This window comes from Maribacter vaceletii (genome assembly GCF_003634105.1).
GTDB classification, from domain to species: domain Bacteria; phylum Bacteroidota; class Bacteroidia; order Flavobacteriales; family Flavobacteriaceae; genus Maribacter_B; species Maribacter_B vaceletii.
Window position 1 is genome coordinate 1679953 of record NZ_RBIQ01000007.1, and the last position, 17385, is coordinate 1697337.

General features: G+C 31.0%; 9 protein-coding genes. All 9 read left to right on the forward strand.

All coding sequences use genetic code 11. The features are described 5' to 3' along the window. Window positions 1-3: 3 nt before the first annotated feature. A complete protein-coding gene (locus tag CLV91_RS06980) occupies window positions 4-3798 on the forward strand; it encodes a PAS domain-containing protein (protein ID WP_121065319.1) in 3795 nt (1264 codons plus the stop codon). Further along, window positions 3795-4190, forward strand: coding sequence for a response regulator (locus CLV91_RS06985; RefSeq protein WP_121065321.1), 396 nt, complete (start codon window positions 3795-3797; stop codon window positions 4188-4190). Before CLV91_RS06980 ends, CLV91_RS06985 begins: the two co-directional genes overlap by 4 nt. A gap of 159 nt (window positions 4191-4349) precedes the next feature. Then, the gene (locus tag CLV91_RS06990) at window positions 4350-6689 is read left to right on the forward strand and encodes a chondroitinase-B domain-containing protein (protein WP_121065323.1); all 2340 of its coding nucleotides are present in this window, start codon (window positions 4350-4352) and stop codon (window positions 6687-6689) included. Window positions 6690-6709: 20 nt separating this feature from the next. Then, entirely contained in the window at window positions 6710-8971 is a 2262-nt protein-coding gene (locus CLV91_RS06995) for an alginate lyase family protein (protein WP_121065325.1), read from the forward strand. Window positions 8972-8985: 14 nt separating this feature from the next. After that, window positions 8986-9360, forward strand: coding sequence for a cupin domain-containing protein (locus CLV91_RS07000; RefSeq protein WP_121065327.1), 375 nt, complete (start codon window positions 8986-8988; stop codon window positions 9358-9360). 959 nt (window positions 9361-10319) lie between these two features. Further along, complete coding sequence (locus CLV91_RS07005; protein WP_121065329.1) at window positions 10320-13556, forward strand: SusC/RagA family TonB-linked outer membrane protein; 3237 nt, start codon at window positions 10320-10322, stop codon at window positions 13554-13556. 9 nt (window positions 13557-13565) lie between these two features. After that, window positions 13566-14882, forward strand: a complete 1317-nt coding sequence (locus CLV91_RS07010; RefSeq protein WP_121065330.1) for a RagB/SusD family nutrient uptake outer membrane protein — start codon at window positions 13566-13568, stop codon at window positions 14880-14882. A 206-nt stretch (window positions 14883-15088) separates the two neighbouring features. Next, on the forward strand, window positions 15089-15790 hold the full coding sequence (locus tag CLV91_RS07015; RefSeq protein ID WP_121065332.1) for a FadR/GntR family transcriptional regulator: 702 nt from the start codon (window positions 15089-15091) through the stop codon (window positions 15788-15790). A gap of 284 nt (window positions 15791-16074) precedes the next feature. Continuing rightward, a complete protein-coding gene (locus tag CLV91_RS07020; protein ID WP_121065334.1) occupies window positions 16075-17370 on the forward strand; it encodes an MFS transporter in 1296 nt (431 codons plus the stop codon). Window positions 17371-17385 lie beyond the last annotated feature (15 nt).

Genomic DNA, 17385 nt, shown 5'->3' on the forward strand with positions numbered 1-17385 from the left:
AGTATGATTCAAACAAAGAGCAATATTTCAAATTGGTTAGGAAATCTTGATGGAGGTGCTACAATAGATGAATTTTTTTTTGATGGTCTTTGGGGAATAAATCTTGCCGTTTCAGAAGATTTTTGGTTTAGTCAAAAATTTTGGAACACTTTAGAGTATACATCAGAAGAAGTATTTACTACTAAAAAAACCTTACATTCTATCCTTCATAAGGAAGATATAGAATATTTTATTTCTGCTTGTAATAATATTAAAAATAATTCTAATGCTCTTAATTGCACTGTAAGATTTTATGCCAAAAGCGGAATTATTTGGATGAAGTTGAGAGGGAAAATAATAAATCAAGAAGAAGGGAATTGTAAAATAGTAGGTTCTGCAATTTCTGTAAGTGATATTAAAGAAAAAACGCAAATCCTAGAGCGTAAAGTACAGTATTATAAAAATGTTATTGGAGGAGGTAAGGTTGCAATTTGGGAACTTAACTTTAATACTGGTTTAGTAGAAATTAATGAAAGATATTCCGAAATAATTGGTTATTCTGTTTCTGAATTACAACCTTTAACAAAAGGTTTTTGGGTAAATCTGGTACACCCTGATGATAAAAGCCTTATTGATAAAACTTATTTTTCCGTATTAGAAGATAAAGGTTCTTTTGAGATTGAATTTAGACTAAAACATAAAAAAGGACATTGGGTTTGGGTTTTAAGTTCTGGAAAGTTAACAGACATTAATCAGGATGGGTCAGGAAAATTAGCATCTGGCTTTTTATATGATATTACTTCTAAGAAAAAAGGCGAATTACTTCTTTTAGATTATTCTAATATTATTAAAAGAATAAATCATGTTGCAAAAATTGGAATATGGGAGGTAAATATTAATTATAATAAAATACTTGAATCTTCCATATCTATAGACGAGAGTTTTAAAAAACTAACAGAGATTCCAAAAGATTTTCATCCAACGCTTAGTAAAGCTATAAATTTAATAAAAGGAAAAGAAAACAAAAAGGAGCATAAGGCTGTTATTGAGAGAGCAATTAAATATGGCGAGGACTATGATGTTATTTACCCAATAGTAACAAGAGTAACGAAGAAAACAAAATGGGTTAGGGTAATAGGGATATCTGAATATGAAAATGGGAAATGTAACCGTTTATTTGGTTTTTTATTAGATGTTGATAAGGAAACAAGATTATCTCAAACCTTAGCATTTAAAGAAGAAGAGATTAGGCAAACCTTTGATCAGGCTGCCATAGGAATGGGGGTTGTAGATTTAGAAAATAATTTAAAAGAAGCCAATAATAGTCTTGTTAATATATTTGAGTATACTAAAGAAGAGGCTTATAAAGTACCTTATGAGAATATAATACATCCTGAGGATTATAATATTACAATGCCATTGATTCAGGAAGTAATACAAGGAAGGCGAAATTTTTTCTCTAGAGAGGTAAGAGGGGTTACCAAATTTGGAAAAGAAATATGGGTGTTTATGAATTTGTCGGCAATAAAGAATGACAAAGGAGAACTTATACATTTATTAATCCAAATGTTAGATGTAACAGAAAAAAAGGAAACAGAAATTAAATTAGCCGATTACTCTAATTTAATGAAACGTATAAATACTGCTGCTAAAATAGGTATATGGGAGTTAAATTTAGAAAATAATGAAGTTTATTGGGATACTAACATAAAAAAAATGCTTGGGGTGCCAGCAGATTATACCGCAACATTAGAGGATGATATATCTTATTTTAAAGAAGGGTATTCTAGAGATACAATTGCACTTGCGGTTAAAAATGCTTTAGAAAATGGAGCAGGTTTTGATGTTTTCTTAGAAGTCTTTTCTAAATCAAGAAATAAGTACATATGGACAAGAACCACAGGTATTGTAGAATTTACTAATGGCGTTTGTACTCGTTTATATGGTTTTTTCCAAGATGTAGATAAAGAGACTAGAGTTTCCAAAGAATTAGCTCTAAAAGAAAAAGAGCTAAGACACAATTTTGACCAATCTGCAATGGGAATGGCTTTTATAAATTTAGAGGGAAAGCCAGAAAGAGTAAATAAAGCTTTGCTTAATATTACAGGTTTTTCAGAAAAAGATTTTTACAATAAGTTTTCTTTTGGATCCCTAGCACATCCAAAGGATAAGGAAAAAGCTAAATTAATGTTCAAGAGGGTTTCAAGTGGGGCGCTTAATTCTGTTCAAGAAGAGATTAGATGTGTTCATAAAAAAGGACATATTATATGGTTAAACATTATTGCTTCTTCTATTAAAAATGATGAAGGAGAAATAATACATTTTTTTACCCAAAATCAAGACATAACAGAGAAAAAAGAAACAGCTTTAAAGTTAGCAGATTTTTCTAACCTTATGTCTAGAATAAATATAACAGCTAAAATAGGGATTTGGGAAATAGATTTAAAAACACATGAAATTTTTTGGGATGATACTATAAAAAAAATATTAGGTGTGCCATTGAATTATATGGCAAGTATTCAAAAGGATATAAATTTTTATAAAGAGGGTTATTCCAGGGAAACCTTTAGAGAGGTGTTAAATAATGCAATGAATATAGGGAAGGGTTTTAATGTGGTTTTAGAGGCTAAAAATGTATCCCGAAATGAATATTTATGGACTCGTACCACAGGAATAGTAGAATTTAAAAATGGGAGCTGTAACCGTTTATATGGTTTTTTTCAAGATGTAGATACTGAAACTAAAAACTCTAAAGAACTTTCAATAAAAGAAGAAGAACTTCGTAACACTTTTAATCAAGCATATATAGGAATGGCATTTATTGGACCAGATAGTAAAGTGCTAAAAGTAAATACCTCGCTAATTAAAATCTTTGGGTATTCAAAAGAAGAAATGTATAATTTTTCTTATGGAGCATTAGCTCACCCAGAAGACAAATCCAAAACTAAATTATTATTAGATGAAATTTTATTAAAAAAACAAGATGCAGTAAAAGGAGAAATTAGAGCTATTCATAAAAAAGGACATATAGTTTGGGTTACTATTGTAATTTCTGCCGTAAAGAATGATAGAGGAGAGTTGTTACATATGTTATTGCAAATTCAAGATGTAACAAAAACAAAATCCCTAACAGAAAATTTAAAAGAACATAATAATCGTCTAGTAAATTTTGCACATATTGTTTCTCATAATTTGCGGTCGCACGCTAGTAATATATCTATGCTTTTAGATTTAACTAGCAAGGATTATCCTAAGTTAATGGAGAACGATTTTCTTAAAAATATAAAAATAGTATCCGATAATATGAATGATACTATTTATGATCTAAATAAAATTGTAGAAATAAAATCTAACATTAGTGCAAGTTTGTCTTCTTATAAACTTATAGATTTTGTAAACAAATCCATTCAAAATATTAATTCATTAATAAAAGAAGCAAATGCAAAAATAGTTATAGATGTTCCCAAAGACGTATCTGTATTGGCAATACAGGCTTATTTAGAAAGTATTGTACTTAATTTAATTACAAATGCGGTGAAGTATAGAATGCCAGATCGCCGGTTAAAAATATATATTAACGCAAAGATAGAGTGGGACAATGTAATTTTTAGTATAGAAGACAATGGCTTAGGAATAAATTTAAATAAGCATGGTGATAAACTGTTTGGATTATATAAAGTTTTTCATGCTCATAAAGATGCCAAAGGAATTGGGTTATTTCTTGTTAAGAACCAACTAGAGGCAATGGGAGGAAAAATTAAAGTAGAAAGTAAAGAGCATATAGGAACCAAGTTTACAACATATTTTAAAATAGGATGAGTATAGAAACCATTTGTATAATAGATGATGATCCAATTTTTATTTTTGGAACCAAGATTTTATTAAATAACAATGAATTTTGCGATACAATATTAGTTAGCAATAATGGGCAAGAAGGGGTAGAGTGTTTAGAATCTTTTTTAAAAGAAAAAAATAAACTTCCAGAATTAATTTTCTTAGACTTAAATATGCCTGTTTTAGATGGCTGGGGGTTTTTAGATGCATTTAATGAATCTTATAAAGATGTAAATACAAAAATCTATATTCTAAGTTCTTCTATAGATTCTAGAGATATAGAACGTGCTAAACAATATTCTTTGGTAGAGGGTTTTATAGCTAAGCCTCTTACAGATAAGATTATTAAGAATTTAAAAATTAATTTTCAATCGTGACTGGAAAAGAATATTATAATACAATTACTACGATGTATTAATATATACTATAATATGCTTGTTGACTTTATAAAATAAGTAATTTTCAAGCATATTTTTTGCTTAATCAATAAATAACTATATATTTGGTAAACCAATTTGGTAAACCAATTTATAAATATGAAACAAATTCTCATTTTATCCGTATTATTTTTAGGAGTCTTAACTTCTTCTTGCTCAAAGAAAAAAGAAGGAAAATCTTTAGTGCATACTATAGAGGATTTTAATACGCTTGTAAAAGAAGCTAAACCTGGTGATGTAATTACATTAGCAAATGGAGTTTGGAAAAATACAGAACTATTATTTGAAGCAAAAGGAACAGCAGAAAAACCAATTATTTTAACTGTAGAAGAAAAAGGAAAAGTTATTTTAGAAGGGGAGTCTAATTTAAGAATTGCTGGAGAACACTTAGTGGTAAGCGGTTTGGTTTTTAAAAATGGATATACACCAACAACTGAAGTTATCTCATTTAAAAAAGATAACAACACCCTATCTAGTAATTGTAGACTAACAGAATGCGTTATAGATAACTTTACTAACCCAGAGCGTCATGAGCCAGACACTTGGGTAGCAATTTATGGCAAAAATAATAGAGTAGATCACAATCATTTAGAGGGTAAATCTAACAGAGGAGTTACTATGATTGTTCGTTTAAACTCTAAAGAAAGTCAAGAAAATAACAATAAAATAGATCATAATTATTTTGGTCCAAGACCTAATTTAGGGTCTAATGGGGGGGAGACTTTAAGAATAGGAACTAGTCATTATTCTATGATTAATTCTAAAACCTTAGTAGAGGCTAACTACTTTGATAGATGTAATGGCGAACATGAAATTATATCTAATAAATCTAATCAAAACACCTATAAGGATAATGTTTTTTATGAGTGTACAGGTACATTAACCATGCGTCATGGAAATGAAACATTAGTAGATGGGAATGTATTTATAGGAAACAATAAGCCAAGTACAGGTGGTGTGCGCGTTATTAATGGGCAGCAAACTGTTGTTAATAATTATGGAGTAGGATTAACTGGTTACCGTTTTAGAGGTGCTTTTGTTATAATGAACGGAGTCCCAAATTCTCCTATAAATAGATATTTTCAAGTAGAAGATGCAAAAGTATCTAACAATACATTTATTAATTGCGATCATGTACAATTATGTGCTGGTAGTGATGCAGAGCGTAGTGCAGCTCCTATTAACTCAATAGTGAATAATAATATTTTTTATAATGAAAAGAAAGATAATTTATTCACCGTTTATGATGATATAAGTGGAATTACTTTTAAGGATAATATAATAAGCCCTAATGTTAAGACTATAGCAAAAGAAGGTTTTGAAAGTGTTTCTCTACAATTAGAAAAAAATAATGCAGGGTTATTAATGCCAGTAAATGCGCCAAAAAATGTTGGGGCAAAATTAAGAGAAACTATAGCTACTAAAGAAAATACTGGAGTAGCATGGTATTCTAAGGAAGATAAAAAGGTAGCGTTATCTTCTGGAAAAACTATTGAGGTTTCTAAGGAGTTAAATGCCTTGTATGAGGCTGTTAAAAATGCAAAAGCAGGAGATATTATAGAATTAAACACAGAAGGTCCTTATGCAGTTACTAAAACGGTTGCAATAGATAAGCCATTAACTATAAGAGGAAAATCTACAAATAAACCCATTATTCTATTTGAAAAGAAAAATTTATTTGAAATTAAAAATGGAGGAAGTTTAAAGGTAGAAAATGTAGTTTTTGATGGTGCCTCATCTCCAGATAGAACAGGTAACTCTGTAATAGCTACAAGTAAATATTCTATGACAGATAATTACAAACTTTTTGTAGAGAGTTGTGATTTTGTTAACCTAGATGTTAATCATTCTTTTGATGCTATTCGTGTATATAAAAATACGTTTGCAGATACTATAAGTATTAAAAACTCAAAATTTAAGACTATATCTGGTTCTGTTATGGCATTAGATAAAGAGACTGATGATATTGGTATTTATAATGTAGAATATGTAATACTTAAGAATAACACATTTACAGATGTAAAAGGAGCAGCATTAAGGTTGCATAGAGGAGGAAAAGATGAAAGTACTTTTGGACCATTTTTAGAAATAGATCATTGTGTTTTTGATAATGTAGGACAAGGGAAACGCAATAAATATAATGCTGCAATATCATTGTATGGAGTACAAGAAACAGACATAAAGAATAATATTTTTAAGAACAGTAAAGTTCTTAATATGCACCTTGTAGTTGGGGAGCCTCTTGTATCTGTTAGAAACAATAATTTTTATAAATCTATTGGAATAGAAGTTACGGGAGACCAAAAATATACTTTAGAAAATAATTGGAAATTAAAACCAGGTTTTAAAGAAGGAGAATATACTTTAGAAGAAGATTCTCCACTAATAAAAAAGGGAACCAATGCCTCTAATTTAGGGATTTTACCTAGCAAAATATAAATAATTTTAGATTTTATTATATGAGTTTAAAGTTCAAAAAAAATATAAGAATAGTAAAACCAGTTTTGGCTTTACTATTCTTTATTACAATTATATTTTGTAATGCTCAGGATAAAGTGGAGCACCCTAATTTAATTTTAACAAAAAAAGGGGTAGCATTAATTAAGAAAGAACTGGGTACTATTCCAATTTTTGATGCCACTTTACAAACAGTACAAAAAGAAGTAGATGCAGAAATTGCATTAGGAATTTTTACACCAACTCCAAAAGATTTTTCTGGAGGTTATACACACGAAAGACATAAGCGAAATTTTTTAATAGCACAGAAAGCAGGAGTGCTTTTTCAAATTACAGAAGATGAGAAGTATGCTATATACATTAAAAATATGTTGTTCCAGTATGAAGAAATGTATAAAAGTTTACCAATTCACCCTCAAGAAAGGTCATATGCAAGAGGAAAATTATTTTGGCAGTGTTTAAATGATTCTAATTGGTTGGTTTATGTTAGTCAGGCTTATGATTGCATATATGATTGGCTTAGTAAAAAGGAAAGAAAAAAATTAGAAAAAAACTTATTTAGGCCATTTGCAGATTTTATTTCTGTTGGTAATCCACAGTTTTATAATAGAGTACACAACCATAGTACATGGGGTAATGCTGCTGTTGGGATGATTGGCCTTGTAATGAATGATGATGATTTAATAAAAAGAGCTTTATATGGTATAAGTGAGTCTAATATAGATATGAATGCTAAAGATAATGATGGAGGTTTTTTATATACTGCAGGAAAAGCAGGTTTTTTAGCAAACTTAGAAGAACCTTTTTCTCCAGAAGGCTACTACACAGAAGGTCCTTATTACCAGAGATATGCAATGTATCCATTTTTAATTTTTGCACAAGGATTGCATAATGTAAAACCAGAGTTAAAAATCTTTGAGCATAAGGATAGCGTCTTATTAAAATCAGTTACAACCTTACTTAATTTAACAGATGCAGACGGAGAGTTTTTTCCTTTAAATGATGGGCAAAAAGGTATGTCTTATTATTCAAGAGAATTAGTTACTGCTGTAGATATTGCGTATCACTTTGGAGGTAATAATCCAGAATTACTTAGTGTGGCAGAAAAGCAAAATAGAGTAGTTTTAGATGATTCTGGTTTAGATATAGCTCTTGGTATAAAAGAAGGAAAAGTAAAACCATTTATTAAAAAATCTATTAATCTTAGAGATGGCGCCCAAGGAAAGCAAGGTGGTGTTGGTATTTTAAGATATGGAAATGAGGAATTAACGGCTGTATTTAAATATGCGGCACAAGGCCTTAGTCATGGCCATTATGATAAACTTTCTTATTCTTTATATGAAAAAGGAGATGAGGTTCTCCAAGATTATGGTTTAGCAAGGTTTGTAAATATAGAGCATAAAGGTGGTGGTAATTATTTAAAAGAAAATACTACCTGGGCAAAGCAAACAATTGCGCATAATACATTGGTACAGAATGAAACATCTCATTTTTCTGGAAAATATGAAATTGGTAGTAAACATCATTCAGAATTGTACTTTTTTAATGAAGATAACCCAGAATTACAAATTGTTAGTGCTAAAGAAAATAATGCATATCCAGGTACACAAATGCATAGAACTTTAGTAATGCTAAAAAGTGAGGATTATGAAAAACCAATACTACTAGATATTCTAAAAGTTAAATCGGCTCAAAAAAATCAATACGATTTGCCTTTTTATTATATGGGACAAGTAATGAAAACAAATTTTAAGTATTCCTCTTTCCCTACACTAAATCCATTAGGAGTAGATAATGGTTACCAACATTTATGGAAAGAAGCAGAAGGTGTCCCTAGCGAAAACAATAGTAAACTAATGTGGCTAAATAACGGTAAGTTTTATTCGCTTACTACAATAACAGAAGATACAGATGAATTAATATTCTCTAGATTAGGCGCTAATGATCCAGAATTTAATTTAAGAAGAGATGCTGGATTCCTAATTCGTAGGACAAATACACAAAATACACTTTTTGTTTCGGCAATAGAGCCACATGGTAATTATAGTCCCGTTTCAGAATTTGCAGTAAATGCATATAGTACTATTAAAGAAATAAAAGTAGTTTTAAATACAGCAGATTACACAGCTATTTCTGTAACTACTATAAATGGTGGTACTAAGCTGTTTATCATGGCAAATACAAATGCTTCAAAAGAGGCAAACCATAGTTTAAAAATTAACAACAAGAATTATACTTGGTTGGGAACTTATTATTATAATTAATTAAGCAAAAAAAAATGAAACGATTTAGTGAAAAATATGTAATTGCAAAAGAAATGCAATGGGAAGAACTTGGAGGAGGAGTATCAAGGAAATTCTTAGGGTACGATAATCAAATCATGATGGTAAGCGTAAAATTTGACAAAGGAGCATTAGGTGCTCCGCATCAACATTTTCATACACAAGCTACTTATTGTGTTTCAGGTAAATTTGAATTTGAAATAGATGGAGTAAAACAAATTGTAGAAGCAGGAGATGGGGTATATATTGAACCCAATTTATTACATAGTGCAGTTTGCTTGGAAGAAGGACAGTTGATTGATACATTTAGTCCTGTAAGAGAAGATTTCTTAACTGGTGATGGACCATCTTATTTTGGAGATAAAAAATAGTCTCTAAATAATAAAACCAATTTCCTTATAAGTGATAAATTTATGAAATAGAACTCTCGTTTTTTTAAATTAAGATCATTAGTCCCAATTATTAAAATTTGTGTAAGAAACACAGTATTACTAATTGGGATTTGTTTTTTTAAAACATCTTAGTAACAAACAACATTCCACAAGGTTAGAAACTAATTTAAAGTAAACCCCCTAATCTTTAACTTATGTAAACTATGTCCCTTTACGAACATGGTACTGTAACAGTAACAGATTTTTAGGTAAGCTGTCAGATTTCTGTAAAGATTGCAGATGCCCTTTAATTTTTAAATCAGTAGCGAAAAAAACATACTTATAGAAAATCAAAAAAGCCTTAATGTATTGATTATAAGAGAAGTGTTTTCAACTGGGCAACTAAAAAAAAATGGTTCAGACGCAGTAATAAAAAATGTAAGTTAATTACTACAATAAAAGTAGTTATTTAGTGTTTTTGTATTAGATTTGGTAAAAAACATCTTTTTGAATTATACAATTAACATAATTCACTTATAATATTGCGGTTTTTATAAAAATACAATGTAAATATTTGGAATATATTTTTTGTTAACAAAAAAATAACATATATTTGGTAAACCAATTTGGGAAACCAATTTGGTTTACCAAAAAATACTAACTTATTAAATCTAACAAAAACTCAAAAAACTATGAAAGCTATTCTCTTTTTAAAATAAAAAAAAGGATAGGTGCACGCCTATCCTTTTAGAACATTACCTCTTGTCGGAGGGAAGTAATACTTAAAACATGTAAACTATTAGGTAAACATGAATTTCTGCTAAATTAATAAAAATTCATTTGATTAAGTTGAAAAGCATTGTTCTATCATAAATAGTGGGTAATGAGACTTCTGTTCTCATAAATAAATGCTCTCATTAGCATTTTAGTTTAACATTATTAATATAATAAAATCAAAAATGAATTTAAAAACTAAACTAAGTTTAATTGCAATCTTGTTATTTAACATAACATTATTTGCACAAGACGGCTACGTACTATCTGGTACGGTTTCAGATGCGGACAATGTGCCAATTCCAGGTGCAAACGTTATTATTTTGGGTACTACAACAGGTACGGCAACAGACTTTGATGGTAATTTTCAAATTACAGTAAAAAGTGGGGATGAACTTCAGTTCTCTTATATTGGGTATGTAACAAAAAGCGTTTCAGTAACCGGCCAAGAAAGTTTAAATATGATTTTGGCAGAGGATGCTGCCCAGTTAGAGGAGGTTGTTGTTGTTGGTTATGGTACTCGTAAAAAATCACATTTAACAGGAGCGGTAGCAAAAATAGGTGGTGATGATGTTGCTGCAGTGCAGACTGCTCGTGTAGATGATGCATTGGCAGGTAAATTGCCCGGGGTTTTAATTCAAAATCAAGACGGTTCTCCAGGTGCAGCTCCAAAAATTCAAATTAGAGCAGCTTCCTCTATTTCAAGTGCATCTAATCCTTTAATAGTTGTAGATGGATATCCAATTTCTGGAGGTTTAGACACCGTTAACCCAAATGATATTCAAAGTTTAGAAGTTTTAAAAGATGCTGCTTCTGCTGCTATTTATGGTTCTAGAGGTGCAAATGGTGTTGTTTTAGTTACTACTAAAAAAGGGAAATCTGGTAAAGCTAAATTTAGCTATAATGCTTACACAAGTACATCAAGTAAGTATGCAGATAATATACTTATGAATGCTAGTGAGTGGGCTAATACTATAGAAACAAACGTAGCTAACGGTACTTTTGACATATCTAATGTAGATAATACATACCCAGGTATGTATGATTATAGATTAAATGCTCTTAAAAATTCACCTGGAGCTATAAGCCCAGAAGAGTGGCTTTTTCAAAATGGTAGTTCTACAAGTCATGATTTTAGTATGAGTGGAGGTAATGACGATGTTAATTATTTTGCCTCAATGGGATACCAAAATGCAGAAGGTGTTGTAAGAACGCAAGGGTATGAGAGATTAAATGCTCGTTTAAATGTAGACGCTAAATTAGGGGAGAAGTTTAAAAGTGGAGTAAGTTTTAATGGGTTTACTTCTAAGAGAGACATCTTGGGTCATGACATGAGAGATTTACTAAGAGCTTATGGTGTTCACCCTGTTTATCATACAGCAGAGTCTATTGCCTTTGTACAACAATTAGACCGTGATGCACAAGCGCTTGGACTTGCAGGAATGGATGCAGGTTATAGAGGTTCTGGTTATGAGGCTAGTAGTATTTATGAATTAGAGCCAGGTATGGCAGCACAAGATTGGCATTATGGTAGAGCGCAAAATGGAGGTAATGATGGTTTAGGTAGAAGGGATGCTAATGGTATTGGTGGTTCTGGTGATGCAGGTCCTGCAGCTAAGCTAGATAATACAGATGCTTGGGAAAAAACATTTTTTGGTAATGTTAGCGGGTATTTACAATACAGCATTATAGATGGTTTAAATTTAAAAACTGTTTTAGGAGGAGATTTAAGAGATACACAAGCATATTCTCATAGATTACTTGGGTTTGATTCTAGAGCTAGAGATTCTCAAACATATATGAATCAAACAGACCTTAAAGTATCTACAGTATTAAGTGAAACTACATTAAGTTATGCTAAAGTGATAGGTAATCATGATATATCTGCAGTTGCTGGTATAGAATACCAATCTACTTCAATAAGAGGAACAGCTTTGGCAGGATCAAATGTGCCAGATACGGCTATTCAAAATTTTAATCTTTTAGCACCTGCAGATATTGTTGTTACAGAGAGAGATGAGACTAGAGCAAGAGAAAGTATCTTCGGAAGAGTTAATTATGCTTATGATGATCGTTATTTAATATCTGCATCATTAAGAAGAGATGGTGATTCTCGTTTTGGAGCTAATAAAAGATATGAAACATTCCCTGCCATTTCTTTAGGTTGGAATGTACATAATGAATCGTTTTTAGAAGACAATGAAACGTTAAGCCAATTAAAATTAAGATTTAGTACAGGTTCTTTAGGGACAGCTTCTTTTTTAGGATCGTATGATTCTCAAAGTCTTTTACAAGCTGCACCAACAGCATTTGGTACAGGTTTTTTAATACCTGATAACGTACAAAATGATGATTTAACATGGCAAACGAACACAGAGACTAACTACGGTGTAGATTTAGGATTTTTTAATAATCGTTTAAGAATAGGTGTAGATTACTATACATCAGATATTGAAGATATTTTAATTAATCAAAGTGTTTCAGAAGTGTTAGGTACACCTTCTATAGTACTTAACTCAGGAGATGTAAGAAGCTCTGGTTTAGAGATTGAGCTAAATGCAAGTATCGTTAATAGCGAAAACTTTAGATGGAGTATGGGAGCTAACTTATCTACTGTAGAGACTGAAATTACAGACTTAGGTGGTTTAGATGAATTGCCTCAAGCAGTTTATGGACAAAGTGGAAGAGGGCCAGTATTTAGAAACTATGTTGGTGGTGAAATTGGTGAAATGTGGGGGTTAGAAACTATTGGAGAAGTGGAAATGATACACGTTGCAGATCCTACTTTAAACATAGGAATTAATAGTGGAGAGCAATATGTTGTAGATCAACAATCACCAGGAGAAGATGGATTTGGCGAAATTGATTTTACAAGAACTGTTGAAGATGGAGGAGATTTAGTTAAAATAGGACAAGCTACACCAGATTTTTACTGGGGTATGACGCAAAACTTTAACTACAAAGATTTTGATCTTTCGTTCCAATTTCAAGGATCTCATGGAGCAGAACTTTATAATATAGACCCACTTTATTACAATTCGCAGTGGGGAAGAAGGTTGCCTTATAGTGTTTTTGATGCTAATAGTGATGGTATTGCGGATCATAATGGAGAGCATTATACATTAACTAGAAATAGAACAGACGCTATGATACAAGATGCTTCTTTTATTGCCTTAAGAAACTTAACTCTTGGGTATACTTTTCAATCTGATTTAACAGATAAAATTGGTTTAAATTCTGTAAGAATATATGGAGCTGCATCTAATTTATTATACTTTATGGCAAGCAATTATACCTCTTACAACCCAGAAGGTGTAAAAACTTCAGGTAGTGATTATTTAGGGCCAACAACATATGGTGCGCAAGTAGGTGCTAGTCCAGTTGTAAAAAGCTTTACTTTAGGTTTAAATGTTAACTTTTAATAAAAAAAAATGAAAAAAATATATATACTATTGGGATCGCTGTTTTTTATGACAGCATGTTCAACAGATTTGGACCAATCCCCATCTAATATTGCCAGCGCAGACTCTTTAACAGATTTTACAGGGGTTTTAAATGCAGCCTATTACTATCAATTGTCTACCTCTGCGCCAATGGCTTTAATGGGAGACTTTAGAGCAGATAATGCATTAATGCTAGAATCGCCTAATGCAGATATTGATGTTTTTAATAATGCTTTACCATCGCAAGAAGATCAATTTTTTGGACCTTTTTATACTGCTTTATATAAGTCTATACTAAGTGCTAATATTGTAATTGAAAATTCTACTAATGAGACAGATGTAGCGGAAGCAAAATTCTTGAGAGGTTTATCTTATTTTAAACTCGTTACAGCTTTTGGTGATGTTCCTGTAAATTTGAGTGCTTCGCCTAGTTTAACAGATACGGAGTCGTTAGCAAGACAACCTAAGGCAAGTATATACTCTAATGTTATTATTCCAGATTTAACAGATGCAATGGCTGTTTTAAGTACAGAAATTGTAGATGGTAGAGCATCTAAATATGCTGCACAAGGAATATTGGGTAAAGTATATGCCACTATGGGGGAGTATTCTAATGCTGTTCCACATTTAGCCGATGTTGTTAATGGTGCAGCAGGTGCAGGAATTGTTTTAGAACCAAACTTTAGCGAAATTTTTGGTGTGGCAAATGAAGTAGGTAATACCGAAATTATTTTTGCAACACAAAAGTCTGCTTCTATAGCAGATGAATATAATTTTGCTACAGATTTTTCAGGATGGTTTTCAGGAAACGATTCAAAATCTGACTTTCCAATAGATGCAGACTTAATTGCTGCGTTTGATGCTGCTGGAGATGTTACTAGAAAAGCAGTAACTCTAGACGCTGTGGGTACTAGGGCAATAAAATTCCCTATTGATGGAGCAGATGATCATGACTGGATAGAATTAAGGTTAGCAGATGTTATATTATTATACGCAGAAGCTTTAAATGAAACAGGTTCTCCTGCTTCCACAGTTTTACCTTTATTAGATGATATTAGAACTAGAGCAGGTTTAGCAAGCTTAACAGGAACTGCAACAACACAAGCTGAGGTTAGACAAGTAATTTTAGACGAAAGAAGACTAGAGTTAGCTTTGGAAGGACATAGATGGTTTGATTTAATTAGAGCAGGTGCTGTTGATGTAGAAATGGGAGAAGCAGTTAATACTAATTATTATTTATTCCCAATTCCAGTATCAGAAGTTTTAGCAACTAATGGGGTAATTACTCAAAACCCTGGGTATTAATATTAGAATAAGTAATATATTGTTGAGTTAGTTTTTTAAAGTGTATCAACCTAATTTTTAGGTTGGTACATCTTAAAAAAGTATCGTGTAAATTTAATATGCTATAAAAAAAATATTAATTGTATAGAATACTTTTGTAACTATAAATATTTTCATAAATTTAACAAACCAATCTGGTTAACCAATTTTAGATTACTTATTTATATATGAAATTAGAACTACATACTAAAAGCGATAATAAAGAAATTCAAAGTAAAATTATTTCGAGTATCCGAGAGTTAATTAACTATAAAAACTTGGAACCTGGAGATAAGTTGCCTTCAGAAAGAATGCTGTCTGAGAAGTTTGGTGTAAGTAGGAGTAATATAAGAGAAGCAATTCAAAAATTAGAATTCTATGGCATATTACATTCTAAGCCTCAAAGTGGAACTTTTGTAGCAGACATAGGTGTTGTTGCTATGAATGGAATGCTAGAAGATATTTTAGAATTAGAAGAGCCAGATTTTAAATCTTTAGTAGAAACAAGAATTTTATTAGAATTAAAAACGGTAAGGTTAGCGGCTAGTAGAAGAACAGAAGAAGATTTAATACGATTAAAAGCAGCTTTAGAAGCATATAGTGATAAAACATTAAATGGAGAAGATGCTGTTCAAGAAGATTTACTTTTTCATTTAGCTATTGCCAAAGCAAGCGGAAATGGTACCATGAATACTTTAATGTTAATAATAACACCAGAGATAATTACAAATTTTGAAAAGTATCATGTATGTAATGAAAACCAATCTTTTATGGGTATTCAAGAACACCAAGATATTTATGATGCTATTAGAGACCAGAATCCTCAATTAGCAAAAGAAAAAATGAAAATACATTTTAAAACATTATACCAATACTGTTATAGTAAATAACATATAAAATTCGGGATAAGTCTCGGAGCATTTAAATCTCGATTATCGAGTAAATTTAAAAACTAGGAGTATAAAATTGCACGCTTTTATATTCTTATATAATTACAAAGGAGGGATAGTTACTTAAGACTTATACTATTAAATTTTCTATGCTTTTTTACATAGAACACTTTTCATAGTTTATAGCTTATAGTATCATTTATCTTAAGAAATTAATTTAATCAAGACCCTTTATTGGGTGGTTTGGTTGTGGTTTTATATTGCTAAGAATTAAATAAAAAAGCATGAAAATAAAAGGGTTAAGATGGTGGATAATAGTACTAATATTTCTTGCCACAGTTATAAATTACATAGATAGAACAGCCTTTGCATTATTGTGGCCAGAAATGGGCGAAGATTTAGGCATGGATAAGTCAGACTATGCTTTTATGTTCAATATATTTTTAGCAGCCTATGCTATAGGTAAATTCGCATCAGGTAAATTATACGATGAAATAGGAACACGTTTAGGTTTTACAGTGTCCATTATTGTTTGGTCTGTTGCTTCTGTTTTACATGCCTTTGCAGGCGGACTAGTTTCCTTATCTATTTTTAGAGGTTTATTAGGTTTAGGAGAAGCAGGTAATTGGCCAGGGGCTGTAAAAAGTAATGGAGAATGGTTTCCGGTTAAAGAAAGAGCCATTGCACAAGGTATATTTAATGCAGGAGCCTCTATAGGAAATGTAATAGCACCATTTGTAATTATATTTTTATACACCCAGTTTGGGTGGAAAACAACGTATATCATTCTAGGTTTTGTAGGTATGTTATGGGTTATTCCATGGTTGTTTTTAAATAAATCTACACCAGAAAAACATCCTTGGGTTACACAAGAAGAAAGAAACTTAATTCTTAATAGTAGAATAGATAAACAACCAGAGGAAGATAGTTTAACTAAAGCAAAAAGTTTAAGTGTAGGTGCAATATTAAGTTATAAACAGTCTTGGGGAGTATTATTATGCAGATTTTTTATAGAGCCAATTTGGTGGTTTTTTGCAGCTTGGATGCCAATTTATTTAAATGATAAGTTTGGTTTAAGTATTGAAGAAATTGCTGCTACAATGTGGATTTCTTACTTAATGGCTGCAGCAGGTAGTATTGTAGGAGGCATATTTACAAAAGAAATAATGAAGAGTAGTTCTGTAGATTTTTCAAGAAAATTAACCATAGCATTAGGAGGGCTTTTAATAGTAATAGGCTTTGTATGTATAATTACATTAGTAAGGCAAGATGACTTTATGAAGTTTATCTACTTTGCAGGCCTAGCATTATTTGGATTTCAATTTGCTATTGGAAATATACAAACAATTTCAAGCGATTTATTTAGAGGACCTTCTGTAGGAACATTGGCAGGTCTTGCAGGAACAGTTGCAGCAGTGTCGCCAATGATTATGAATTGGTTTATTGGACAAATAACGGCAAGCTCCTATACACCAGCATTTATAGCAATATGTGTAGCGGTTATATTAGGAGTTTTATCCATTTTCATATTAATAAAGAATATTGGGCCAGTTAGGAAAGTAGAAGAAGTTAAAAATTAGAATAAACAGATTAAA